Annotated in this window: 23 protein-coding genes; 2 read left to right on the forward strand and 21 right to left on the reverse strand. The window is 31.8% G+C overall.

The window, feature by feature from the left end:
- Positions 1-2: 2 nt before the first annotated feature.
- The 12 genes from NK213_RS01725 to NK213_RS01780 all read right to left on the reverse strand — a co-directional run bounded on the left by NK213_RS01725 (position 3) and on the right by NK213_RS01780 (position 12,166).
- Positions 3-1,085 (reverse strand): glycosyltransferase, encoded by a 1,083-nt coding sequence (locus NK213_RS01725; protein WP_253346216.1) that lies wholly within the window; start codon positions 1,083-1,085, stop codon positions 3-5.
- Positions 1,078-1,827: a glycosyltransferase family 2 protein gene (locus NK213_RS01730; RefSeq protein ID WP_253346217.1), complete on the reverse strand. Its 750-nt coding sequence runs from the start codon at positions 1,825-1,827 to the stop codon at positions 1,078-1,080. The genes NK213_RS01725 and NK213_RS01730 overlap by 8 nt, the downstream gene beginning before the upstream one ends.
- A gap of 30 nt (positions 1,828-1,857) precedes the next feature.
- A complete protein-coding gene (locus NK213_RS01735) occupies positions 1,858-2,931 on the reverse strand; it encodes a glycosyltransferase family 9 protein (RefSeq protein ID WP_253346218.1) in 1,074 nt (357 codons plus the stop codon).
- 22 nt (positions 2,932-2,953) lie between these two features.
- Positions 2,954-3,643 (reverse strand): acyltransferase, encoded by a 690-nt coding sequence (locus NK213_RS01740; protein WP_253346219.1) that lies wholly within the window; start codon positions 3,641-3,643, stop codon positions 2,954-2,956.
- Complete coding sequence (locus tag NK213_RS01745) at positions 3,633-4,733, reverse strand: glycosyltransferase family 9 protein (RefSeq protein WP_253346220.1); 1,101 nt, start codon at positions 4,731-4,733, stop codon at positions 3,633-3,635. Before NK213_RS01745 ends, NK213_RS01740 begins: the two co-directional genes overlap by 11 nt.
- Before the next feature lie 2 nt (positions 4,734-4,735).
- Positions 4,736-5,872 (reverse strand): glycosyltransferase family 4 protein, encoded by a 1,137-nt coding sequence (locus tag NK213_RS01750; protein ID WP_253346221.1) that lies wholly within the window; start codon positions 5,870-5,872, stop codon positions 4,736-4,738.
- On the reverse strand, positions 5,869-7,167 hold the full coding sequence (locus NK213_RS01755; protein ID WP_253346222.1) for an O-antigen ligase: 1,299 nt from the start codon (positions 7,165-7,167) through the stop codon (positions 5,869-5,871). The genes NK213_RS01750 and NK213_RS01755 overlap by 4 nt, the downstream gene beginning before the upstream one ends.
- Positions 7,160-8,365, reverse strand: coding sequence for a glycosyltransferase (locus tag NK213_RS01760; RefSeq protein WP_253346223.1), 1,206 nt, complete (start codon positions 8,363-8,365; stop codon positions 7,160-7,162). The genes NK213_RS01755 and NK213_RS01760 overlap by 8 nt, the downstream gene beginning before the upstream one ends.
- A gap of 10 nt (positions 8,366-8,375) precedes the next feature.
- On the reverse strand, positions 8,376-9,401 hold the full coding sequence (locus NK213_RS01765; protein WP_253346224.1) for a glycosyltransferase family 9 protein: 1,026 nt from the start codon (positions 9,399-9,401) through the stop codon (positions 8,376-8,378).
- Positions 9,402-9,419: 18 nt separating this feature from the next.
- Positions 9,420-10,427 carry a polysaccharide deacetylase family protein gene (locus NK213_RS01770; protein ID WP_253346225.1) on the reverse strand — a complete coding sequence of 336 codons (1,008 nt, stop codon included), beginning with the start codon at positions 10,425-10,427 and terminating at the stop codon, positions 9,420-9,422.
- 132 nt (positions 10,428-10,559) lie between these two features.
- Complete coding sequence (locus NK213_RS01775; protein WP_253346226.1) at positions 10,560-10,799, reverse strand: DUF2164 family protein; 240 nt, start codon at positions 10,797-10,799, stop codon at positions 10,560-10,562.
- A gap of 20 nt (positions 10,800-10,819) precedes the next feature.
- Complete coding sequence (locus NK213_RS01780) at positions 10,820-12,166, reverse strand: DUF4026 domain-containing protein (protein WP_253346227.1); 1,347 nt, start codon at positions 12,164-12,166, stop codon at positions 10,820-10,822.
- Between the two features lie 217 nt (positions 12,167-12,383).
- On the opposite strand from NK213_RS01780, the gene NK213_RS01785 reads away from it, so the two are divergent.
- Positions 12,384-14,480 (forward strand): M28 family peptidase, encoded by a 2,097-nt coding sequence (locus NK213_RS01785; RefSeq protein ID WP_253346228.1) that lies wholly within the window; start codon positions 12,384-12,386, stop codon positions 14,478-14,480.
- A gap of 69 nt (positions 14,481-14,549) precedes the next feature.
- Here the strand turns inward: NK213_RS01785 and NK213_RS01790 are convergent, their stop codons facing one another.
- From NK213_RS01790 to NK213_RS01830, 9 genes are all read right to left on the reverse strand, one after another.
- Complete coding sequence (locus NK213_RS01790; protein ID WP_253346229.1) at positions 14,550-15,842, reverse strand: F390 synthetase-related protein; 1,293 nt, start codon at positions 15,840-15,842, stop codon at positions 14,550-14,552.
- Entirely contained in the window at positions 15,832-16,638 is an 807-nt protein-coding gene (locus tag NK213_RS01795; RefSeq protein WP_253346230.1) for an MBL fold metallo-hydrolase, read from the reverse strand. The genes NK213_RS01790 and NK213_RS01795 overlap by 11 nt, the downstream gene beginning before the upstream one ends.
- A gap of 25 nt (positions 16,639-16,663) precedes the next feature.
- Positions 16,664-17,641, reverse strand: coding sequence for a 3-oxoacyl-[acyl-carrier-protein] synthase III C-terminal domain-containing protein (locus tag NK213_RS01800; protein ID WP_253346231.1), 978 nt, complete (start codon positions 17,639-17,641; stop codon positions 16,664-16,666).
- A gap of 10 nt (positions 17,642-17,651) precedes the next feature.
- The gene (locus NK213_RS01805; protein ID WP_253346232.1) at positions 17,652-18,653 is read right to left on the reverse strand and encodes an NAD(P)-dependent oxidoreductase; all 1,002 of its coding nucleotides are present in this window, start codon (positions 18,651-18,653) and stop codon (positions 17,652-17,654) included.
- Entirely contained in the window at positions 18,650-19,960 is a 1,311-nt protein-coding gene (locus tag NK213_RS01810; protein ID WP_253346233.1) for a glycosyltransferase, read from the reverse strand. Before NK213_RS01810 ends, NK213_RS01805 begins: the two co-directional genes overlap by 4 nt.
- A complete protein-coding gene (locus tag NK213_RS01815) occupies positions 19,938-21,116 on the reverse strand; it encodes a glycosyltransferase (RefSeq protein ID WP_253346234.1) in 1,179 nt (392 codons plus the stop codon). The genes NK213_RS01810 and NK213_RS01815 overlap by 23 nt, the downstream gene beginning before the upstream one ends.
- The gene (locus NK213_RS01820) at positions 21,113-21,925 is read right to left on the reverse strand and encodes an SDR family oxidoreductase (RefSeq protein WP_253346235.1); all 813 of its coding nucleotides are present in this window, start codon (positions 21,923-21,925) and stop codon (positions 21,113-21,115) included. The genes NK213_RS01815 and NK213_RS01820 overlap by 4 nt, the downstream gene beginning before the upstream one ends.
- 153 nt (positions 21,926-22,078) lie before the next feature.
- Positions 22,079-24,649, reverse strand: coding sequence for a metallophosphoesterase (locus NK213_RS01825; RefSeq protein ID WP_253346236.1), 2,571 nt, complete (start codon positions 24,647-24,649; stop codon positions 22,079-22,081).
- Positions 24,646-25,926, reverse strand: coding sequence for a methyltransferase domain-containing protein (locus tag NK213_RS01830; RefSeq protein WP_253346237.1), 1,281 nt, complete (start codon positions 25,924-25,926; stop codon positions 24,646-24,648). Before NK213_RS01830 ends, NK213_RS01825 begins: the two co-directional genes overlap by 4 nt.
- 167 nt (positions 25,927-26,093) lie before the next feature.
- On the opposite strand from NK213_RS01830, the gene NK213_RS01835 reads away from it, so the two are divergent.
- Positions 26,094-26,531, forward strand: coding sequence for an META domain-containing protein (locus tag NK213_RS01835; protein ID WP_253346238.1), 438 nt, complete (start codon positions 26,094-26,096; stop codon positions 26,529-26,531).
- Positions 26,532-26,549 lie beyond the last annotated feature (18 nt).

Below are 26,549 nucleotides of genomic sequence, written 5' to 3' on the forward strand. Positions count from 1 at the left end.
ATTTATCCTTCCAAAATTGAATTTTCTAATTTTTTCATTATTTTCAAAATATCATAATCCTCAGATAATTCCTTTGACTTTTTGCCCATTTTACCGATTAATTCCGGATTTTCCAAAAATTTCTCCATCTTACGGGCTAATTCATCAATATTATGATATTCGACAAGATATCCGTTTTCATTGTCTTCCACCAGTTCCGGCATACTGCTTACATCAAAACACACTACAGGCTTCCCAAAATACATAGCTTCCACAATTGCATTAGCACTTCCTTCAAAATATGACGGAAACACAAAGATATCCATACTGTTCATAAATTCCTCTATTTTATCTATAAATCCTAATAAAATAACTTCATCATTCAGGTTATACTCATTTATTTTTTCTTTTAAATAATCTTCTAATTTTCCTTTTCCTGCTATTAGAATCCTGAAAGAATGTCCTTTTTCTTTTAATATTTTTGCTGCTTCCAAAAGATGTATCTGTCCTTTTTGTTCCACTAGACGACCGGAATTTCCAAAAATCACAAGACTTTCATCATTATTATACAATTTTTTTCCGTTATTTTTATAGTCATTTTTGTCTATTCCGTTATAGAGCAATAATACTTTGTCTTTAGAAATTATTTTATCATTATTTATAAATATTGACCTTTCTATTTCCTTAGAATTAACAATTAATTTTGTAAGCATCTCAGAAAATATAAGCCTGTTTAATAATGTATTTTTTATAGGATGCGGCATACCTCTTCTGTAAACTACATTTTTTATGCCTGCCATTTTACATGGGATAAAGCATAATTTCAAGTCTATTGAAGAATTCATAAAAATAGTATCTATATTATTTTTCTTTAAAAACTTATATATTTGAAAAATTTTTACAATATTCAGAAAACTGTACTTTCCTATATTAAATCCTCTGATATTCATGTTTTCCCTGTGTGCCTTCAAAAGAAGCTCGCTGTTATTTCTGCCGGCTAAAATAACATTATATCCCTGTCCGGAAAATAATTTTGCCATTTTAAAATGCCATTTTTCTCCGCCGCCCCATTTTTTTTCTGAATTAAAAAAACACACATTAATCATTTAGATTTTTCTCCTTTAGTTTAGCATATTTAGTAAATACATAGAATGAACTTAATTTCGCCAGCAAATATCCTTCATATCCATCCAAAAAACCCATTTTCATTATATACATCTTAAAAAACTTAAATAACGAATCCAGATAAAACAATATAAAAGGTTTTTTCTTATTTTGTTTCTTATAGTGATTAGCTGATTCCGAAGTATATCTGTTAAATTTATTAAAATAATCTTCCAGATCTTCATAAGTATGATGATATATTTCTTCTTTTAATATTCCAATCTCTTCATTTGTTATAAATTTTTCATGTACTTCCCTGTCATTATATTTCCCTGCCCCGTTCTGAAAAAGCCTTACTCTGTAATGATTACTCCATCCGCCGTGTTTTATTCTCTTACCGAAACACACTGCGGTAAAATTCGGCTTATATACTTTTTTGCTGTTTTCATCTGATATTATTTCTTTTATCTTATTTCTCAAATCTTTTGAAATTTCTTCATCAGCATCAATTAACAATATCCAGTCACTGCTGCACTTTTCTATAACAGAGTTTTTCTGCATTCCATAACCTTTCCAAGCCTCGGAATATACACTTGCACTGTATCTTTCTGAAATTTCCAGAGTTTTATCAGTACTTCCGCTGTCTACTATTACTATTTCATTGGCTATTTCTATTATAGAATCCAGTGTTCTTGCAAGGTTTTTTTCTTCATTATAAGTAATTAATCCTATTGATAATTTCATTTTTACCAGCTCTTTCCTAATATCGATACCTTATTTTAATAAATTATATTTTTCTATGAATCTTTCTGCCGGGATCTGGTTCAATTCTTCATTTGTATATGTTTTATCTGTTATATTTCTGACTTGTTTATCATTATCCTGTCTATACACAAATTCTATATTTTTAGAAATATGATAACAGCTTTGGCTGTTTTTCATTGAAACAATAGCCAGAATCTTTTTATTTAATGCGTAAGCTATATTATAAAGACCTGAATCGAACCCTATATATAATTTTGCATTGGCTATCATCTCCATTGATTCAACTAATGTCAGCTTATCTACAAAATTTATTATTTTTTCATATCCAGTAAGTTTTTTTAATTTTTGATAATATTCTTCCTGGTTTTTTCCATTTCCAAGTACACGAAATTCTATATCCGGCTGAATAGAAATAATATAATTCAGAAAATCTGCCAGTACTTCCGGTGAAGCAACCTTAAAATCCCCGCCTGCTCCTACTCCCACAGCAATGTATTCCAGTTCTTCTATCCGGATATTTAAAACAGGTATCAGACTTTCTTTTATTACATTCTCGTCTATTTCTTTCGCAAAATTATAAACTGATTCTATGATTTTCTTATTGCTTCTTGGAACTAATTTCACCGGAAACTTTTTTTTCCACTCTTCAAGTCCGTCGCATTCGTATGAATATACTATATCATAATTAAAACTCATAAGAAAATCAACTTCTTTATCTTTCTTAAATTCCATCATATAAAGCTCTTTAAAATTGTATTTTTTTAATTCTCTGTATATTTTGAAAAGCTTGAATATATTTAAATGAAATAAATTTTCACATTTAATAACTTTATATCCTTCCAATTCCAATATTTCATAACAATTCTTTGTTAAAATAATAATATTTTCTTTCCCGTATTTCTCAGCTAATATTTTCAATAATCCAAGCCTTATAATTCCGTCTCCTATACCATCCAGCTGTGTTACCAAAATATCTGTCTTTTTAATTTTTTTATTATTTACAGAAAATGATAAAATATTAAATAAAAATTTAGTTATATTATACTTTATAACTGATGTTTTCAGCCAGACAGGTTTTCTCATGTTTCCTCCTAAAATGTTGTTTCTAAACCTTAAATTCTCTTTCCCATGTTATGTTCTCCCGCATAACTTTGGCCGGAATCCCTGTAGCAACACAATTCTTAACGGAAATACTTCTATTTACCAGACTTCCTGCTCCTATTACACAGCCTTCTTCTATTGTACAGCCTTTTAAAATTGTTACTCCCATTCCTATCCATACTTTGTCTTTTATTATTATTTCTTTTCCTTTGTTTATCAGTTCGCCGTTTGAGTTATAAATTGGATGGCTGTCTGTGTTTCTGATATTTATTCCATATGAAAACATACAGTCATTGCCTATTAATATCTTGTTTTCAGATTCTTCACAAACTATAGTTACTGAAGTAATCGTTGTTTTCTCTCCGATTGATACTTCTCCCATATTTGAAAATAAAATAATATCGCTATTTTTAATATTACTTTTGTTTCCAAAATTTATAACACTGTTATTAGCTGCAATTTTTATTTTTATCTTAAAAATCTTCTCGGAGTTTATAAATATTTTATTATTATCTCCTCTGATACTGATATAACATTTTTTTATAACAGCATTATTCCTGACATATATTATATTATTCGTACCTTTTATTTTTATTTTATTATATTTTACACGAACACCATTCTCAGTTTCTATTTTATTTTTTTGAATATCAAGCTTATTTGTAAAATATAACTTCAAATTTTTAATAATCATTCCCCTTCTCCTGTTTACCTATAGTTAAATCAAAAGCTTCTTTAAAAATTTTTGGTGAAATTGAACTAATGTCATTATTATACTTTGGCTCATTTGTTGTTTCTATTATTTCCGTATTTAGTTCTTTGTATATAAACTTAATATTTTCATCTTTATGGTAAAATTCCTGCCCTCTTTTAGTTGAAATCATACATATTTGTTTTTTCTGCAAAGCATAGGCTATATTGTAGAGTCCTGAATCAAAACCTATGTATACTCCTGCATTTGCTATCTGTTTTGCAGTTTCTGCCAGACTTAATTTATTTACTAAACAAACAAGATTTTCACGTTTGCTGAAAACTTTTTCCAGTTTCTGAAAATATTCAATATCATTCTTCCCATGACCCAAAATATGAAATTTCATATCAGAATAGTCTTTTACTATAGTTTCTAAAAATTCAGATAATTTTTCAGGAAATGTTATTTTTTTCTTATCAGAAGCTCCCACTCCTACTGCAATGTAATTTCCCTCAGAAGTCTGCAGATTTAACTGCGGTTTCAAATCTTCCTTAATTAAATCAGCGTTTACAGCTATAGTTGCATAATTGTGAATTTTGTCCAAGACCTTTTCTCCATTTTTTTCAACAAAGACTATATTCTTTTTATCCTTCCAGTTATCAAGCCATCCTCTTTCAAAGGCATAAATTTTTTGAAAATTCATTTTTCTCAAAAAATCAAGCTTATCTTCTGAGATAAATTCAAGAGAATACAATATTCTAAAATCATACATACATAATTTTTTAAATAGTTTTAAAAGTTTAAAAAAATTATAATGTGTATCTTTTTCAAATACTTCATACTTATAACCTGACAGCTCTATTAGTTCTGCAGCATATGTAATTAATAGTATTATATTTTCTTTTCCGTACTTTTCTGCTATTTCATCTACCAGTTTTTGCCTTACTACTATATCGCCTATTCCATCAAGTTCTGTTATTAATATTTTATTCCCTGTCTTATTTTTAGGGATAAAAAATTGAAATATATTAAAAAATATAATATTTATTTTATATTTTAAATAATATGTTTTCAGCCAATATGGTTTTTTCATCTTTATTCCTTTATGTTTTCAGTGATTATTTTTCTTAAAGTCTGAGTAAACTTTTCTATACTATGTACTTTACATACATATTCTCTTCCATTTTTTCTGTTATTGTACAGAGTTTCTCTGTTCTCCATGAGCTCTTTCACAGCCAGAACAAATTTCTCAATACTTTCATGTCCTTCACCAGAAACTTTTCCAATATATTTTCCAAACATTTCAGTTATATCATCAGGATTCTGACAGCTTACGATAGAAGCACCATAGGATAATGCCTCCAGAAAAGAAATAGGAATAGCTTCATGTATACTTGTATTAACTAATATCTGAGTTTTCGTAAGAATATCTTCTTTTTCTTCTCCATTTATATGTCCAAAAAATTTGATATTTTTTATATCTTTATAATCTTCCTGATATTTTTCATGACCTACACCGCAGACATAGAATTCATATTGAGGAAGCTGTTTAGCCATTTCCAAAAATATCCAAGGCCTTTTTACATTTGATAATCTTCCCAAAAATGTAATTATATTTGTTTCTGGTTTTTTTTCAATATCAAATTCTGGAATTCTCACAGGATTAGGTACAAAATCAATTGGAATATCGTCCGGCAGGTTATAAAGTCTTTTAGCTTTATCCTTTAAATATTTCCCCTGTGTTATCAATATCAGCCTTTTTTCAGAAATTAATTTTGAAAGTAAGTCATTTATATCTTTTTCATTTTTAGAGTAATAATTTAAATAACTTTCGTATTCATCACCATTCAAACTTCTTATTTTATCCCAGTCATCATGAGGTCTCGGATCCTGAATCCACAAAATAAGCTTTTTATTATTTTCATATTTAAAAACTTCTTTTACTATCCTTTGACACTCAATGCTCAAATAAATATCTATTTTTTTTTCTTCAAGATATTTTTTCAGTTTGAACGGATGAAATATATCCGGTTTTGGAATATAGCTCACTTTCTTATTTCCGTCCAATATCATCTCTCTGGGGTTTTTTGAACGTTCTAAAAAAGTTTCTAATTCCAGACCTTCTCCCGGAATGTATTCTGCTATATACTCTCTTGCGAGCATTCCGTATCCGCCGTATCCGCCGAGTTCTTTGTCAAAAAACTCCTCTACCAATAAAGCTGCTTTCATCATTCACCATCCTTTTCCGGTTTTCTTACGAAAAACCTTTTATTTAAAGCCAGTCCCATCATGAAAAAGAAAGCCTGATTTACTTTTATCATATATATATTTGTGTCAATAATCCCGTCAATTGTTATATATAAAAAAGCAATAAAGGCTAAAACAAAAATTTCCCTGTTTTCAGAAAAATCTTTATTTCTAAGATTTTTTAAAAGATTTACAAGCACAAAAAATAAAAAACATACATATGAAATTAATCCTAAAACACCCTGTGTTACTAAAGTTTCTAATATATTATTATGCAGATGAGTAGCTGAATAACTCCATAATTTCAAATTTTCCTGTGTTCCCGGTATTTCTTTTACTATTCCTAAAGTTTCTATATCAACATATTCCTGTAATCTAGGTTCATCACGTAAATTTACACCTCTTAAATTATAAAAACCTATTCCTAAAACAGCATTTTCTCTTATTAATTCTTTACTTCTTTTATATATTTCTACCCTTATCTGATTAGAATAACTTCCGCCCGGATCCTCAGAATCAAATCTTTTAAAGTATTTTTCGAAATCAGTACTAACAATCACTAACAAACACACTAAAAGTACAATCCCCAGCTTTACTCCTATTTTTAGATTTTTAGATACAGCAATCAATATAAAAAACAGAGGAATCATTGCAATTGCTATTCTGGCCTGAATCCCGACAATTGCAATAAAGCCGATAACTAAAGCTATTGAAGATATTATTTTAAATATTTTCTGCTTTTCATAAAATATAACTACTATTGATGCTAAAACCATCATTCCTAATTCCATACAGAATACACTGGGCCAGCTGTCTCCAAAAATTCTGTAATCCATGGAAAATCCGTTTTGATGCCACTCAAGTAACGCCCTGTATGCAGGCGATAACGAAAATATTGAAATTAAAATAGGAAACCATCTGTAAAGCCTCTTATCTATCTCTATTTGCGTCACCGAAAAGGCAAACAACATATATATTATGACACCAGTATAAGTTTTTAACTGCTCACTGTTATAACTGTCTCTTATACTCCAAAAGCTCAAACTGGTTGTCAAAATATAAACAGCTCCCAGAATTATAAGTTTTTTATCTAATTCGATCTTTCTTTTCCCAATAATTATAAATAAAAAAGTTACTGCTACTAAGGTAACTATTGTTGTATTTCTACTGTGATTACCAGCTTTGCTTAATGCATAAGGAAGCATTATCAGAATAAAATTCTGAAACAATCTTAGTCCCTCTAAAAACATTCCCTTTATTTTTACCATTGTTTCACCCATTATTTTGATCTCCTAATTCTCTTATTACTAGCTCCAATTTTTCAAGACTCTTATCTGCGGTGAATTCTCTTACCCTTTTCTCCATATTTTCTTCTAGCTCTTTTCTTTTATTCTCATCATTTAAAGCCAGAAAAATCTTCTCTGCAAACTCATTTTCGTTCCCGATCTCAAACAGCAGGCCGCTTTTCCCGTTCTCCAGAATCTCTCTGGGTCCGGTAGGACATGCAGATGAAACTACTATTTTCCCCAGTATCATAGCTTCAATCAATACTGTAGGCAGTCCTTCATATCTTGAAGAATGAACAAATAAATCTGAATTTTTCATCCAGATATATGGATTTTTCTTTTGTCCGAGAAGTTTTACCTCATTTTCCAAATTCTCACGTTTTATAATGCTGCCAAGCTCTTCTCTAAAATCCCCGTCTCCGACAATATACAATTTTTGCTTTATTCCCTTTTCTTTCAAAAGCTTATAAGCTTTAATAAGTGTGGGATAATCTTTCTGAGTCTTGTCAATTCTGGAAACAGACAGTATATAATCGTCATCAAGAAGCTTTTTTTCATCTGATGTAAGTTCCTCGGTACTCTGAGCTTCCCTTCTTATTCTTTCAAAATCAAAAGGATTATAAATATACTCTATCTTTTCCTTCAAATACGGATAAATGTTTTCAGTCTCTTCTTTCATCTCTTTGCATATTGTAACTATTTTATCATAATTATCCAGACGAATTCCCCGTTTTTTTATTTTCTTTTCTTTTTTCAGCAGATTTGGAAGTGAATTATGAGTCCACGCTATTTTTTTCAAATCTTTTGTTTCTTTAGAAAGCTTCGTCAAACCTGAATCAAAGTCTATAAGAACATCCACTTTTTCAATTTCTTTCAGGTTTTTTACAAAATTCTTTTTTAAAGTATGTCTTTCCAACGACATATACAGATTATAAATCATTTTATTAAACAGATTTTTTTTATTATGTTTCAAATATGCTGTTTTTGTAACCAATTTTTCAGGTTTCAAAAATCTCACATCTATATATTCAGGAATATCCTTTTTGAATACATCCTGCTCACCAAAATCAGACAGAATAAATAAAGTTATCTTATATTTATCCTTATCTATTTTATTCAGATATTCTACAAGAACCCGTTCCAGTCCTCCCATTCTCAGACTTCCGCTTGAAAACAGTATATGTTTTTTCATCAATTATCTCCTAAATATTTTCTTTGTTAAAATCAATTTCATTTATATCTTTATCATATCTGATAACTTTGTTCTTTTCATCTATTCCCCATTTATCAAAATTTTCTTTATTTCTTGAATAAAAAGCTGTTACTTTTTTATTTAAGCCGACACCTATATGAACAATAGAAGTATCCGGAGATATTACTATTTCAGACTTTTTTATTATGGCTATACTGTCAAATATAGTCTCTGACTTATCATAATACAAAATGCCGTCTGCAGCTTCAATTACTTTATTTAATTCTTCTCTGTCCCTCGGCGAATCTAAAAGTATCATTCTGTATTCCGGATATGATTCCCCCAGTTTCTTCAACAGTTCCAAAGACTTTTCCTGATTAAACTTCCTTGTCTTTCCGGCACCGAAGAGGTTCACCGCTATTAAACCTTTTACATTGTGCTTTTTTAGATACTCCGTTACTTTTCTGTCAGAATCTTCGTCTTCCGGTATATCATATGATATTTCAATATTTCTAAATCCCAGACTTTCCAGTATTTTTTTATACACAACCTGCATATGGTCACTGTTTTGCTCTATGTTTCTATTAAAAATTTTATAATTTTCTTTTGCATATCCGTAATTAATTTTTGCATTTATTTTTCTTATAAAAAATAAATCCTTATTTTTTAAAACTTCTGTAGGATCTATCAGCACATCGTAATTTGAGGCTTTTAATTTTTTGCCCAAAGGGCTTAAATACCTGTATTTTGTCTTTTTTAACCTGAAAAAATTATCAACATTCTTATTTTTCAAAAATAAAGATTCATTTTTGCTAATACCTACTACGTCGATCTGAATATCCGGTCTTTGCTTTTTTATCTCCCTGTACACAAAAGAACTCACCATATAATCGCCGATTTTCCCGTCATATCTTATAAATAATATTTTTTTTATACTTTCAAATTTTATGTTATTTTCCTTTTTACTTTTGTCTAATATTAATTTTCCTATCTTCCTTTCAAATTCCTTGATTTTCGCACGTATTTTTCTATACATAGACTTCCTTTCAAAAAATTATGAAACTAATTCAAAAATTTTCCCGGTTAGATAATTTTTGCATATAAACAGCCGGAATTTAAACTGTTTGAAGGTTTTAGTCTCATATCTCCTTATTTTATACATATCAGGCTTAAGTGAATTGGTTCCTTTCTTTGTTGTTATCATTCCCTTTATCCCGCATTCTTTCAGGATTTCCAGCAGATCTTTCGATTTATGTCCCCATGGATTAGCTAAGTATTCTGCTTTTTTCGCCAGTTTTTTTTCTATTTCTTCCTTATTTATCAGTATTTCTTTCAGCACTCTTTTTTTATATTCTTCATAACTGTACTTTTTTATGTATTCTGAAAGTTCATTTTCCACTGCCGACTTTAGTTTTCCATACTTTTCTTCTCTTCCCAAAGTCTTATATTCCACCAATAATTCTTCATATTTCTCTATAAATTCATCTGTTATTTTATATCCTTTTACCGCTGTTTCTCCCCTTTTTTTAAAAACAGGATAATCCTCTGTATCCTCTTTTCTGTATATATTTTTCATTTCTCTCGAAAGTTCTTTTTTATTTTTATCTTTTTCACAAAAAAAACTTTCCACTTCAATTTCACTTACAACTGAAAAATGAGAATGTGTGTGAAGCTGAAAATCTACTAAACCGCTTTCATACATTTTTCTTATCTGATCCCATGACATATAATCAGGGTCTTTTTCAATATATGCAGTATTTAAAAATATAGTTGCTTTTACGTTATATTTTTTTAAAAGAGGAAAGGCATATCTGTAATTATCTTCATACCCGTCATCGAAAGTAACTAAAATACTATTCTTAGGTAATATGTTATTTCTATTTTCTATTTCTTCCATTTTAAAAGTATTTGATTTTTTTATCAATTTCAGATGTTCTTCAAATTCACCGGGAGTTACGCCTTTTTCAATGCTTATGTGGTGATACATAATACATGGTACTCCTTTTTGATAAAAAAACATTGCTGTTAATAATAAAATAAAAAATATTATAACAATAACCATAATTTCTCCAATCTTTTTTTGCCTCTATGAATTATATCAAATTTTGCTGACTTTAACAAATAAAAAAGGTAGAAACAAACCATTTTATTTATTTCTACACATTTTTAACTTAATGTTCCGTAAATTAAACACTTAATACCTCTGAATACTCAAAATATCCTCAGAAATCTCATGTAATCTTCTATAAGCAGCAGCAACCCCGATATTATAAAATTCCGCCGCAATTTTCTCGCGAAAAAAATCCAATACCAGCATTCCTTCAAGATCGCTGATATCTTCATCGCGCATTTCTTTAAAAAACTCCTTTATATCTTCTATTAATTTAGTTTCAGTTTTTTTATCGAGCTTAAATACTTCGTCTTCTTTTTTCATATTTCCCTCCCGTTGGTCTGTTAAGAATCTCTCTCGCTTCCTGCATTATTGTATAACTTATTATACATATACACATTATTGGCATTTATAGTCATGTTAGGCGTATAAATAATCCAGTCGCTCATATCATTTCTGCTTAACTCGTAAACTCCCCCGTTTTTCATGTCATTTATAAAATACGGTGTATTTATAAGTGTACCTTTCACAGTATTTTCAGTTATTTCTTCAATATTAAACCACATATGCTCGAATCTTTCCTCAGAGTCCTCTTCGTATCTGCATCCGATTTTTACAAGAAAAGACCATCCGCTGCTGTTTTTCTGATTATCAAATATATTTTCAAAATAATAAAAATTTTCCTTTGCAAACATTGACATTCTTATAGTTTCATCAGTAGTGTAGTAAAGCATCATATTATCTCCGAAATTATTTTTGTATACATTGGGATTTTTCAGTTCGCCGTTTATACTTGCGAGAATAACACCGCTTGGTCTTGCATGTTCGTCCGGTTCGCCGTTTTCCTGAATTCTGTCTTTTGAATCTCCTATAAAAGGCTTTTTCTTTCCAAACAACCCTTTTTGTGCGAGTACATCCACAGCGTACTCCCATCTTATCCACGCAAACTCCAGCTCTACATTATCGGAATAGCCTATTTTCATAACTTCTTCCTCGTCTTTAGCCCCGTTTACTATTGTATTTACCACTACTGTATTTAATATATTATTACATTTTTCAGCAAGCTCGTTTTTTATATTCAAAAATTCATACTCCACACTTCCGAATCTTCTCAAACCGTGTGTATGAAGCCACGCTACTCCGTTTTCGGGAACATAGTGTGTCGAATACATTATACTTGGCGAAGGGGGAATATTCGTTGTAGCAATCATTTCCAGATGTTCTCCCTCTAGAAGCTTATAAGCTGACATATCCATCAAAAGGTGATTATCATTGCTTAATGTATATAATACCTTTAACTGAAGATGATAAGCTTCTATAGGTATATTGTTAAAAACCATCTTTGTTGATATTACGCTGCTGCCTGGATTTATTTTTTTTATAAGTTCTGTAAAATAGTTACCTGAAAACATATTATAGTTCTCAATGGCATTTCTTATTAAATCTGACATTTCCAAGACTCTTATTTCTATTTCATATTCATTATCCAAGTAATCTATTTTAGCAATCAAAGTGTCAATCCCGGCTTCCCCGCTCTCTTCTTTCAGGTCTTTCACTGAAAAAAGAGCACTTTGTTCAAGCTTTTCTCTTAATTTGGCAAATTCCAGATCATTCCCGGTTTTAGGCACAACACCCATAAATGAATCTTCAAGGAGTTGCTTTTCTGATATTGCTTTATATTCATCTTCCATTATTATACGCTCCTTAACTTTATAATTAAGTTATTATATCATATTTAAAGAATTTCCAATATTTCTTTTCCTAAATTTTTTCACATAAAAATTTTTTTGTAAGTTTTTCTTGACTTTTCTCTCCAAATTTTATTTAATAATACTGTTATAGTTAGGAGTGTTAAACTTAAAGTTTAATCTTTCTAAACTTTTTATCTTTTTTATTTAGGAGAGTATTATGAAAAAAATTTTGATTTTATTTTTGACAATGTCATTAATTATGATTTCGGCGCCGAAAGAGAGCACGAACAGCAGAGAAAATATCATAAACCATCTTGATATTAATTATTCTTATAATATTGCCGAAGCCCTGACAAAATTCAAGACTAACAATGAACTGGGATTTCGTACTGCCGGTTCCAGTGCCGAACATGCAGCCGGAGATATGCTGTATGAAGAATTCAAGAAAATCGGACTGAAAAATGTAACAAAAGATGAATTTACTGTTGATGCATGGGAGTTTAAAAAAGCCGAACTGACATATACAGATAAAAAAAATAAAAAGCAGAAACTTATCTTAAACAGTTATGCCGCTACTTTTGTGACAAAAGGTACGGAAAACTATGAACTGGTTTATCTGAATAAAGGTACCAGAGATGACTATGAAAATGTGGATGTTAAAGGAAAAATAGTTATGGTTGATATTAATCAGCGTGATGACTGGTGGATTAACTATCCTGCAATGCAGGCGAAACTAAAGGGAGCAAAAGCTATAATTGCTGTAAATAACGGAGGATATGCCGAAATCAGCGACGATGCACTGAATGTGCAGGATATGTGCGGACCGGATGATACTCCTGCACTGGGAATGTCCAAAGCTGACGGGGACAAGCTAAAGTCCCTTATGGGGAAAAACAAGACTGTAAAAATAGGGCTGGATGTAGATTCTCAGGTTAAAAGAGATCAAAAAGCCTATAATATAGTCGGCGAGATTCCGGGAAAAGACCCGAATTCACTTATAATTCTAAGCTCACACTATGACGGTTATTTTGATGCTTTTCAGGATAACGCTACAGCTGTGGCCCTTACTATGGGAATAGCCAAAAGTATAATTGACAGCGGATACCAGCCGGAAAAAACAATTGTTATAATTGCACATGCCGCAGAAGAATGGGGAACTGTGGATACAAGATATGACTGGTCCGTAGGAGCTTATAATCAGGTATTTAAAGTGAGACCTGACTGGGCAGAGAAAAGTTTTGCCATGTTAAATTTTGAACAGCCGGGATCAGAACATGTGACAACTCAGGAAATAAGAACTGTTTATGAGTACAAAACATTTATCGAGAGTATTGCAGACAGAATAAAGCCGTCTGTATCAGGTGTCTATGAAGGAGGAATCAAGGTTACTACACCTCCCAGAACATGGGCAGATGATTTCGCATATTCTGTAGCGGGAATTCCTACTATAAGAAATGATTATGTCGGGGCAAAGTTTATTAGATCAACATATCATACAAACTATGATACAAAAGCTACTTACAATGAAAAAGCCTTTAATTACAATCATCAGCTTTATGCACAGATTGTTTACGAATTAGACCAAAAAGCTGTTATCCCTATGGATTTCACTACTCGTTTCAATGAATTCAAGGCCTCACTGGATATGGACTTACTTGCCAAAACGGGAAATGAAGGAAAAAAACTTCTGGCTAATGTGGACGAAATACTAAAAGCCTCGGAAAATCTGAATAAACAGCTTACAGACATAAATAATAAATATGAGCAGGCTGTAAAAAACAACAATACTGCTGATATCAAAAAATATGAATCAAAAGCAGACAGCATAAACAAACAGCTTCTTGCTCTTTACAAATACTGTCAGGATTCATTTATAAAGCTTACATGGGAAGACGATTCGATATTTCCTCATGAGCATGCACAAAATAATATCAACGCCTTGAATGAGGCAGTAGCTTTACTTGAAAAAGGAGATATTGAAACTGCTGTTAATGATCATCTTTCATTAGTTGATAATAACTGGTATGCTTTAAGTTTTGATAAGGAAACTTACGAATATTTCACAAATCAGGTTTTAAAGCAGGATAAAAGCCGTCTGAACTGGGGAGCAGGAAGAATTATGGGACATGAGGATCTTTATGACATTATTTTCTCTCTTCAGCAAAAACAGAAATCAGGGGATAAAAATGTTACTAAAGAAACAGAAGCTTTGAAAAAGATCATTATTTCACAGGAAAACCTTATGAAGAATACTGTTATTACTGAAAACAATAATCTTCTTGAAGTAAAAAAATCTTTAAATAAAATAAAATAATTTTACAGTAAAAAATAAAAATGAACATGGATAACAATATCTGTGTTCATTTTTTTATATATGAGTTCTTCAAAATCCCCTTTTTATATCCCGCTTTTTTGTGAGTCTGTATTTCTCCTCATAAACAGAAAAATTTATGTTTATATTCTGTGTATCTGCATTAAATCCACTAAATAAATCAAGCAGATTTTCTTTTATTTTCTCTTTTATTTTGTTATATTCCCCAGAATCTCCCGGAATAAAAGACACATCAATATCACCGAAAGTTTTTTGAATAACATTATATTCCAGAATTTCCTCGCTGCTAAACATAAACGCCCTTCGTATAAAATCGGGAAAAACTTTTATCTCTGTGCTGTCTTTGCCTTTTAATATAAATATATCATCTTCCCGACCTTCTATCTTCTCAAGTTTCAAAAATATCCCGCCGAAATTCTTATTCTCCACCCAGATATCATTTAGCCTGTAGCGTATCACCGGCTGTGATTTCCTCTCAAAATCTGTGATTACAGGGATAAATCTGGTTTTCCCGCTATCAATATATTCTTTTTCTATATATAAAACATCTTCATTTATTTTCAAACCCTGCCCCGAATCAAAAGAATACCCCAAAAACCCTTCTGTTGCCTGATAAATTTCTCCGATCTGCATATTGAATTTCCCTGTTATATACTCCCTGTCTTCTTTTGTAAGCACCTCTGCACAGGAAAATATCCTTTTTGGCTTTATACTCACATCATTGATATTTTCAGCGAGTATTTTTAACATGGAAGCCGGTGCTATTAATACATCCGGACTAAATTTATTCAGTTCTTTTATATTCCCTATATAATCCTTTATCATATCAAAGAACTGGAATTTCAGTACCATTGAGTTAACAGAATTATATAACTCACTGTCAGCCCTCAAAAAAAGTGCTATTTTTTGTTTTTTCAAAATAAAATACGGCAGCAGTTTTGCAAGTATAATTCCCGTCCACTTTGCACGCTCAAAGTCTGACACTGTGAAAAGTCCTCTGTTTCCTGAAGTCCCTGATGATAAACCCACAGTTATATTTTTATATTTCTCTTTAAAATTTCTGGTTTTCTCAGAATTCATGGCTATCTCCAAAGCCTGTTCCCTATGGATTCCCACAGTATTCATCTCATCAAAGTTCTCCATCATAACTTTCTTGTCTATAACCGGAAAATCCTTCAATTCTTTTCCCTTATAACCAAAATAATATTTTGATTTTTTAGTAATATAATTCAGATGTTTTTCTATTTTTTTCTTTTGAAATAATTCCAGTTTTTCTTTACTGTTTATCTTCATAAAAAATTTATATTTTAAATAATAATAAAAGATAATAAACTTAAAACTCATAAGGACTCCTTAAAAATTTTTCATCATGTGTAATTATCAGTTCAGGCTCTGCCCCTCCTGTATCTTTCAGCGAACACAAGATTTCTTTTATTTTTCGCAGAGAACTTTCATATTTCTTTTCATCTGCAAAAGCCACTTTTTTTAAAATTTTCCTTGGCTCCGCGCCCAGAAGATTCTCTTTGCACCATACTGCATCAAAGATCATTAATTTATTCAATGTTTTCAGATAAAGCCCTATATGTCCCCCTGCATGTCCTTCAAGATAAAAACCATATATCTCATTCAAATTTAATATGTTAAAGAAATTATTCCCGGACACTTTTGCTTCGGGGAAACTTTCTAACTCTATGATTCTCTCTTTTATATCTTCAGGAATAAGCTTTTCAAAAACCAGATTTTTGATCTTCCCTGTTTTCCCCACATTCAGGACTTCTGCTGCCTCATTGCTGCAAATAATCGAAGCTTTGGGAAATTTATCAAGTGAACCGTAGTGATCAGGATGAAAATGACTGATTATAATATACTGTATTTCCTGCGGATTAATATTATTTTCCCGTAAAATCTCGTCGGCATCTTTTTCACATCTCACCTTTGTAACCATAGAATAAATTTTTGCAGTGATACCGGCATTTTTTACCAGCTTTACAGAATACCCCGTATCTATAAGCATTTTTATTCCGGAAATTTCCAGATAAAAGAATGTGGCAGGAAATTTTATTTTCCGGCTTTCAGCTTTTTTATCAATATATTTTTTATCCGCTGTGCAATAACCATTATTAAACGCCAAAAATTTCATCTGTTATCCTCCCTGGGTTCCGATATTAATATTCCAGCACCATCATTCCTATTGATATTCCGGCAGATGTTCCTGCTATTAATATTTTATCTTCCCTTTTTATAAGACCGTTTTCCACCCCGTAAGCAAATGTAAACGGTATAGAAGCTGCTATCATATTCCCATATTCGGCTATTATATTGATCATTTTTTCATCTGCTATATTAAGCTGCTTACCGATTAATTTCAGTCCTGTCATGCTTGCCTGATGTGCCACTACTCTGTCTATTTCCGTCATATTAATATCATTTTCCTCTAAAAACTCATAGAAGAAATCGTCTATCTTTTGTTTTATCAGCTTAAAAGCCTTGCTTCCCTCCATATGAAACAAATAATCACTCTTATTATTTTCATTATAATCCTTTACCAGATACCTCGTTCCCCCGCCGGGAATACTTGTGTAATAAAATCCTTCTGAAAATGTCTGAAACTTCGACACAGGTGAATTTCCGCCGTTTCCTATGATAAACGCTGCTGCTCCGTCCCCGAAAAGTCCCGCACTTTCTATATGCTCATAATTTATGCCTATTGAAGCTATTTCACTGGAAACAATAAGTATATTTTTATACTTTCCTGCTTTCAGATACATATCTGCTACTTCCAAAGCCGTAAAAAAACTAAGACATGAAGATCCTACATCAAAACACGCAGTTTTATTATTTTCAAGTCCAAGCTGTTTTTGTATTAATGAAGCAGAGCAAGGGAGAAGTATTTCTTTTGTTGCATTAGCCCCAATTATCAGATCAATATCTTCTTTGTTTATCCCTGCATTTTTTATGGCATTTTCAGCTGCATATTTCCCCATTTTTGAGGTAGTTTCCTTATCCCTGAAATCAGCATAATGCCTTTTCCTGATTCCTGTCTTTTTCAAAACTGTTCCTTTTTTTACTCCTGCTAAAAAATCAACTTCTTCGGACATTACTATTCTCTCAGGAATATAGTATCCCTGTCCCAATATCCTCATACTTCCTCCTCTATTTTACAAAACCGTTCTCTTTGTAAAATTTTCCAAATCTTTTTATTTCATCTTCCAGACTTACTCTTGGCTTATAGCCAAGAAGTTTCTCTGCCTTTTCTATACTAAGGGTCTGGCTGAATGCCAGTGTACACACTGTATATCTGGTCAGCAAAGGCTCTTTTTTTATCCCGAAAACTTTGTATATGCCTTCAAGCAGTGAAGCTGCTGCATATACTCTGCCGAATGAAAGCTTTTTGTACCGAAATTTCGTCCCGAGACTTTCTGCTACATATCCCAGAAGTTTTTTCTGACTTGTTGGCTCTCCGTTTGATATATTAAACACTTCCCCGGAAATGCCGTCTTTTTCCATGCACAATAATACAGAATACGCCACATTTTCTACACTTGTCATGTCCGCCAGAATATCTTCATTTCCTTTAAAAACCGGAATCCCTATTTTTCTGTTTGCCTCAATAATCCTTGGAAGTATACTTGTATCGCCTATACCTATTAATCCTTTCGGTCTTATGACAATCACTTCCAGATCGCTGCTTTCTGCATCCAAAACTATTTTTTCCGCGGCAATTTTTGTTTCTATATAATAATTTAGTTTATTATTCTTGTCAAATTCATTTTCCCTTACATTAAACCTGTCTTTTTTAGCAGTATAGACACTTGGAGTGGAAATATATACCAGTCTTTTTACCTTTTTTTCCTTACAGTATTTTATGATATTTTCAGTTGCCGTTATATTATTCCTCACAAATTCTTTTTTGGCTCCCCATACTGTTGACAATGCAGCGGAATGAACCACTGTATCCGCTTTGGGAAGTTCCAATACCGCTTTTATATCTGACAAATCTGCTTTTATACATTCCAGCTCGTTGTTCTCTCTTTTCATCTTCATGAGTTTGCCTTCATTTCTGCCCACAGAAATAATATCATATTTACCTTTTAATTCTTTCAGAACATAGGAACCGAGAAAACCCGTAGCTCCTGTTACCAGTACTTTTTTCATTTTCTCCCGCCTCCATATTCCAAAATCAGCCTTTCTATTTCACTGTCCAATAATTCATGCGGTGAATATCCCGTAAAATCTTCCGACAGTTGTTCCAGTTCAGCCCATTTTTCTTTATTAAACAGTATATTCAGCTTTTTGGTTACATCTTTTATATTATTAATATTCTTAGCTCTAAACCCCGTCTTAAAGTATTCTATCCTTGCGGCAAAGTCAAACTGGTCATAATCCTGCGGTATTACAAGCGACGGCTTTTTATATTTTATACAATTATACGTTATTCCTGCACCGCCGTGATGTATCACATAATCAAATCTGTGAAAATAATCAGTATATGAAAGATAATCTGTTATCACCACATTACCAGTCCTCTCTTCTGCTGCAATTTCACCGTCACTGTCCTTTTTCCCCATGGTTACCACAAAAAGCGTATCTTGGAAGTTTTCTGCTATTTTTTCTATACTTTCTGCAAGAGTCTTTTTCGCCCATTTCAAATGTGTCCCGAGACTCACCAGTACTTTTCTTTTATATTTATTTTTTTTCTCAAATATATCTGCTATTTTTCCGGTCTGCACTCTATTGGTATAATATGAAGGCGTTTCACAGCATGCCCCCGCAAATTGATACTGCTCAGGCCAGCTTCTTTTATATTCAAATTCCTTCATACCCAGCCCGAGTATTGAATATGGTGAATAAAAATTTTCCTCGTCATTTTTATTATAAAGAGTAAAATTCATTTTCTTAATCTGTTTATAAAATAAATAGTAAATAGTTTTCTTAAACAGCCTGATCTGCTTTCTCGCAATATAATCTCTTACTTTTCCGTAAACCGAATCAACAGGGCTTAATCCTCCAAAATAAGCAGGTGTTCCATCCTTATTTTCCGGTGCAAAGCTCGTAGGCATGGTTGTAATAAAGGGAATCCCTATATCCTGTGAACAAAACACCGATGAAACTACTATAAAGTCCGCTACCATTATATCAGTTTTATTCTCTCGCATGAGTTTCTTTAATTCATCAGTAACTTTGGGAATAAGCCTGAGATTTTCAGAAAACTGCTTTTTTAGTTCAAAAAAGTTAATTTTTACTTGTTTATCCGTATCAGACAGCCTTTCAAAAACTTCATTTTCTTCCGTTAAAATATTTTCCACCTGAAACCCGCTGTTTTTCAATATTTCATTTTTATTTTTTCCTGTTATGAATCTGATATCATATTTACCTTTCAGCTTCTCAGCCATCTCAATCAAAGGGTTCAAATGCCCCTCAAAAGGCGGCGCAAGAAAATCAACCTTTATCTTTTTTCCCATCGGAATTCACCTCGATTATTCCGTTTTTTATTCTCACAGACTTTCCCCGCCAAATAATTCTGTCAGGCTTTATCAAAGCTGAAATCCAGTAAAATATCTGGACTATTTCTGAGACTATCTCCAAAACCATGTCTTTTATGCTGTCATTTTCACCGAATATTTTTTTCCTGAATATTCTTCCTGCCAAATAATTCAAAATACTTATACCAAGATACAGGACGAATATTTCATATCTGTAAAGAAGTGCAGCTGTGAAAAACAAACTTCCTGAAACAAAAGGTATTATAGAAAAAATCACTATGCTTATATCGAGGTTTTCTTTTATATACTGGTTTGCAAAAATATGCCAGCGTCTCATCAGCCGTAAAAATCCCCTGAAATACTCTACCTCTGTGTTCAGCTTACACGGAATAACAGACTGATATATCCCTATACCATTTTCCCCTGAAATTTTAGCAAACTCATAATCATCACAAAGTTTCTGCTTTATTTTTTGATAAAGTCCCAATGAAATTATTTTTTCAGACTTAAATATATAAAACATTCCGTTTATTGTCTTATTTCTTCCTAAAAATGCCGATGTAAAATAATTATACACAGAATTGCTGTTTACATAAACCCTTACCATATTCTCCCATATATTTCTTCCTTTAAAATAATAAGGAATTCCTGTAATTATTTTTGTTTCCAGCAGAGTTTTATCAATATTTTCAAGTGACTTTATATCTATAATAGTATCATCATCAAGAATTACAGTATATTTTTTCCATAACTTTTCAGTGAGCAGAATTTTGTATACTTTAGGATTTTCATAAAACGGTGCTTTATCACATTTTACTATATGAAGATTTTTCTTAGGACTATTTCCTGTGATTTCATTTATTATTTTCTCTGCTTCATAATCATCATTATCCACTGCCCATATCAGTTCTGCTTCCCCTGTATTATTATAGATAAAAGAAAGCTTTTCTTTCAAGTAATTATCCCCTGACAGTATAGGCTGAAAAATTGTAACTTCTTTTAGAGACAGCCTGTTTTCTCTGCTTACATTTTTCATTTTCCCTGTTTCCCTTTTGTAGTAAGTAATTGTAAAAACAAACCTTAGTAATAAAATCATTATATATATTCCTAAAAGAACCAATATAAAATACATCATTCTGTCTCTTTCACCATTCCTTCATACATCAGCTTCGCGCACAGCTGTTCAGGTAAAAACCTTACCAAGACCCTTGCTGTTTTATAAAAAATACCCGGAACAGACCTTTTTTTCCCTTTAAAAAAATCCTTTACTGCTGTTCTTGCCACATATTTCGGAGACATCATCAGATTCAGAAAGTTGAATTCTCTGCATAACTTTTTCATTTCCAGAAATTTCCCCCTGCCGGTAAACTCTGTATCCACTGCTCCCGGACATAAAGACATTACATTGATCCCTTTATTTTTATGATTTCTCCGTATTTCATACCTCATATTACAGCTGTATTGATCAAGAAAAAATTTTGACGGTGAGTAAAATGTACTCAGAGGATGCGGAAAAAACCCGGCGACTGACGATACATTGATTATTCCTCTTATACTTCCTGTATTTTCTTTCTCAAGCATTTTCTTTACATAATAATTCCCCAGAAAACAAGGAGCTTCTACATTTAATCTTATTCCCTCCAGTAATATTTTATTCTCTGTTTCATAACTCCGCCCCAGCTTCACCATTCCCGCATTATTCACCAGAATGTCTGTTTCATTGTATTTTTCTGTTAAAATATTCCAGTTTTCTTCCACTGTAAGATCTGTTGCCTCTATTTCTATTATTTGATTTTTATATTTTTCCTGAAGTTCTCTTTTGGTATTTTCTAATTCCTGCTTATTCCTTGCTGCCAGAATCACATTATACCCGCGCTTCAAAAACTCAACAGCCATTGCCTTGCCGATTCCTTTTGAACCTCCGGTTATTAAGACTTTCCCCATAATTCTCCTTTTGAATTTTTTTCCATTATACACAAATTTTGACACTGTGTCAAATTATTTTTTTAAATTATTTTTAAACTCCTGATTTTATACTATATTAATAGAAAAAGCCCGAAATTAAAATATATAATTCTAATTTTCGGACATTTATTTTTATAATCTGGGATCTATATTTTTTTCCTGTGAAACTTCAAACAAAAGATTCGCGGCTATCTGTCTGAATTCTGCATTATCATTGCTTATTTTTGAAAAAGGAATTTTCAGCAGTTCCTGCCCCAGTTCATACTCATTTACAGAGGCTTTCAGCTTTTTCCTTATATTTTTCTGCTTTATAAGTTTTTCATATTTATGCGGAAATGTATAGTCATACCCGTAAATAATAGATAAATACTCAGGATTTCTCACTTTCATATAAGGAGCCTTTCCTTTTTTCATAATTTCCGGCTTTATTACAATGCCCTCCATACTTTTATCTATTGTCATTCTGTTATAGTATTCCTCTGCGGTTTTATAATAATCAGGATTTTTAAAATCTATCGTTACATATTCGTCATCTGTAAGAAACTTATACTTTTCAGACGTTTTCCAGTCAGGCACCTCCTCTGTTCCGTTTTCATATACTATTTTCAAAAGATCAAAAGGTTTATAAGAAACTTCCCCTTCAGTCCCGTAGAGTTCTATCTGTTTCCCGTATATTTCCCCGGCTTTTATGTGTGTTTCCAAAGAAACACGGCTTTTTTCAATACTGCTTATTACTTTATAATTCTGATAAACTGAATTCCCGTATTTTTCAATCAGATCTTTTTTTGAGATCACTGTCTGATCCTTTTTAAAGTCTGTCTCATGATATTTTTCAATTATCTTTTCCAGTTCGCTCTCAAATCCGTTTTCTTTCAAAAATTCCAGTTCCATATCCAATGCCTTTGATATTGGTCTGAATTTCATCTCTATGAGTTCTTTCCCCAAAGTTGTCCACGGCATTAATTCCCCGTCAAGAATCAGCATTTTTATCTTGTTATCCTTCATATAACCGGAAAATTTTTCTGTCATACTGTTGTATATCCCTTGCAGATCAAGGTTTTTTATTTTATAGCCGTTACGGCTTACTGCAAAGCACTCCTCCTCTTTGGCAAAGAGATACAGCGTACATCGTGAACCCATGTACTTAGGTTGTAATACTACCTTATCAATACCATTCTCTACAAAATAATCAAGACCGTTTTTCAAAGATTCAAGGCTGTTATCTGCCATATCTTTATCTGCTGGAGACATTGTTCCTGAAATAAAATTAATATGGTTTTCAGCAATATAATTCAATCTGTACAGATCATTTTCAGACAGCTCGTTTACATTAACGTTTTTCCGTCTGCTAAACAAAGATTCCAGCTTTTCCGAATCATTTCCTTCTTCTGAAATCACACTGTTGTATATAGGTTTGAACCCGTTTATTACAATTGATGTAAGCCTGTTTTTATACACAGCCCCGCTGTCAATATGACATTTATTCTTTATGGTAAAAGGATTTTTGGCAGCTATATGTCCGAATATATGATAAGGATTATTATAAACTGCTTCTTCTGCGAGAAACTGGAGCTGCTCTTCAGTGGATTTTTCTCTTTCCAGCCTGAAAGCCCTTTGTTTTTTCTGAGATTTACTATCCAGCTTTCCGAGATATTTTACTTTTGCCGGTGCATGTGTCACTATAAAAGACGATCCCTTAAAACCAATTCTTTTTACAAAAGGCTTTGATTCCAAAAACAGCTTTTCAAACTTCTGAAATAATTCTTTATCCTCTTCAAAAACCGGGATAGAATCAAAAAAGTTCTCCATTATTTCTTTCTCTACACCTTTTATATTCCCCATTATTTTATTATATACAAAATTTTCATGATTACCTTTTAAAAGAATAAAATATTCGCTGTTTTCAAATAAAAATTCTGTTATCTCCTTTGTTTTCTTTCCTTTATCTATCCAGTCACCAAGCAGAACAAACTTAATTTCTTCTTTTACTTCAGGCGCAACATTTATTTTTCCGTCTTTCAGGTGAAACCCATAGTTCCCAATTAATTTTACCAAAGTATCCACACACTCATGCACATCTCCGATTATTACATATTTCGTACTCTCATCAAGAAGACATCCTGTATAAGTTTCCATATCAATGATTTCCACCTGAAATTCTTCTTTTTCATTGATTTTCTCTTTTACTCTGTGTATCTGATTATAGTTTTCCCTTGATAATGAAGGAAGAACCTCTTTCTTTAATCTCTGTATATGCTTGGTTATTACTTTTTTGCTTCTTTCCGACTTATAATATTCCTCTCTGTCTTTATAGTCAAAAACAATAACCTCTATGTTATAATGATTCTTTTTCGCTGTTTCTATTACACTGTTTCTGAATTCCAAAGAAAGTCCTGTTGTATCTACCACTACGAATTCAGCATTAACAGGATATGATGTTACCATCTTAAGTTTTTCCTCAAGAAGAGAAAAGGCCTGTCCGCTTGATTCCATCATTATTTCATCATATTTATCATAATCACGGCCTAATATTTCCTGTCTTATAGAATCTGACGACAGATATTGTACATTGGCATAAAAATTTTTCTCAGGAAGTGAATATTCCAGCTGCGGAATCAGTATATTTTTAGCAAAGGTACTTTTTCCGCACTCTGTGGGTCCTATAAGCATAAAGACCGTATGCAGCTGTGTTCTTATTTTCATCTGTTTTCCTCCTTATTCCCCTGTATTCTTTTTATTATTACTCCCTGTGTAGTGGAAATATCATTTACTTTATCCCCTATTTCCACATACGAAATTTCTTCATTTTCCAATATGCCGGAAATCCAGTTTCTAAATTCTTCTCTCCCGAATTCCCATTTATGGTCATCATGTCTTAATTCTTCATTTAATTCATAAAATTTGTTAAATTCCTGATTTGGAGTAGTTATTATCAGGGTTTCAAAATTTATATTTCTGCAAATTGATCTTATCAGAATTTCAGCATCTTCCAGAGGCATATGTTCTATTACTTCTGTAAGAATAACGTCGCTTAATTCATTATTGTAATCTTCAATATATGATTCCAGAGATGTATATGTAAAAATATTATCCAGTTCCCTTTTTACAGCATTATTTCTTACTCTTTCCAAAAGTGACTCATTGATATCCACAGCTATATATTCATGTTCTATATTTCTGGCAAAATTAAGTGCATAAAACCCTTCTCCGCACCCTATATCTATAATTTTTTTATTAAACTCAAGCTTTTCTTTTATAAAATCCCTTCTTTGGTAAGCTGTATTTCCAAATGCAAATCTGATTCTGTATCTTTCGCTCTGTTCCAGCTCATCTCTGAAATCCCTGAACCTTTTTCTTGATGTAAGAAAATTCTGGACAAACAGGTTTCTTATATAAAAAGGTGCGTCTATTCTCTGCAGAGATGATATATACTTTTTCAGCATAGAATCAGGAATATCAATATACTCTTTTCCAAACATTGCAAAAAACAGGAATAATACACTGCTGACACTGATTAATTCTTCCAGTGTCTTTTCAGTTCTTATTTCCAGTTTATAACTTTTATCCGATATCCCTTCTATTTTGAAATCAAAATCCCTGAAATGCTTTTGAAAAAAGGCTATATAGTGAACCCTCTGCAGATGTATCATGTTTATCATAAGAGTATTCCTAAATCCCGGTATATCCCGTTCATTATCTTTTTTCACAAGACTTCCCAAAAACTCTGTTATCATATTCAAAGGAATCAACGGCGAATTATATCTGGATAGATTCAAGTATTCAAAATCTTCATCAGGATGCTGCTTAAAAGAAATTTCGTTATCTGCATCCTTAAAATAAATATTATATGTTTCATTATCGGAATACCAGCCATATGCTGTACCCTTCCTGATTTCCCTGAAAATCATACCATTTCCCGGATTTTTCTTTATAAGAAATGAAAAATCAGGATTTGTTGATCTTAACTGCATAACTGCCATCTTTTTTCTCCTTCTTTCCTTTTGTGTAAAATAACCATATTATAACAGAATTATATCTGTTAATCCATTTTTACCTTTAATTTTTTTCAACTAAATATTTCAAATAAGAATATTCAAAGAATTTTATGTTATACTTTAATAACTAAAAAAAGAAAGCGGGGCAGAAAATGAAAAGATTACTGTTTTTATTTATTTCGGTTTTGCTGCTTTTTAGCTGCAGCAGTATTTACAATACCGGCAACTCGAAAAATAATGTATCTTCACTTGAAAATACTTCATGGAGATTAACAGATATATCAGGAGAAAAGATCCCACCGAAACCTGATAATGAAAGATTCGGGAACTTTACCCTGAATATCGGCACTGATTCAATAAACGGTTCTTCAGGTATTAATTCATTCTTTGGTTCATATACACTTGATAATGGCAAAATTATTACGAAAGGTATAGCGGGAACTCTAATGGCAGGACCTGAGGATCTTATGAAACTGGAAGGAAGATATTTACATGCGTTAAATAATATTAAGAGTTATAAGATTATTAATAACACTCTTAAAATAGAATCTGATACTGAGACACTGACTTTTCAAAAAGTAGTGAAGTAACTATTCTATCAAATGATT

Origin of the sequence: Sebaldella sp. S0638 (assembly GCF_024158605.1) — a bacterium.
Taxonomy (GTDB): domain Bacteria; phylum Fusobacteriota; class Fusobacteriia; order Fusobacteriales; family Leptotrichiaceae; genus Sebaldella.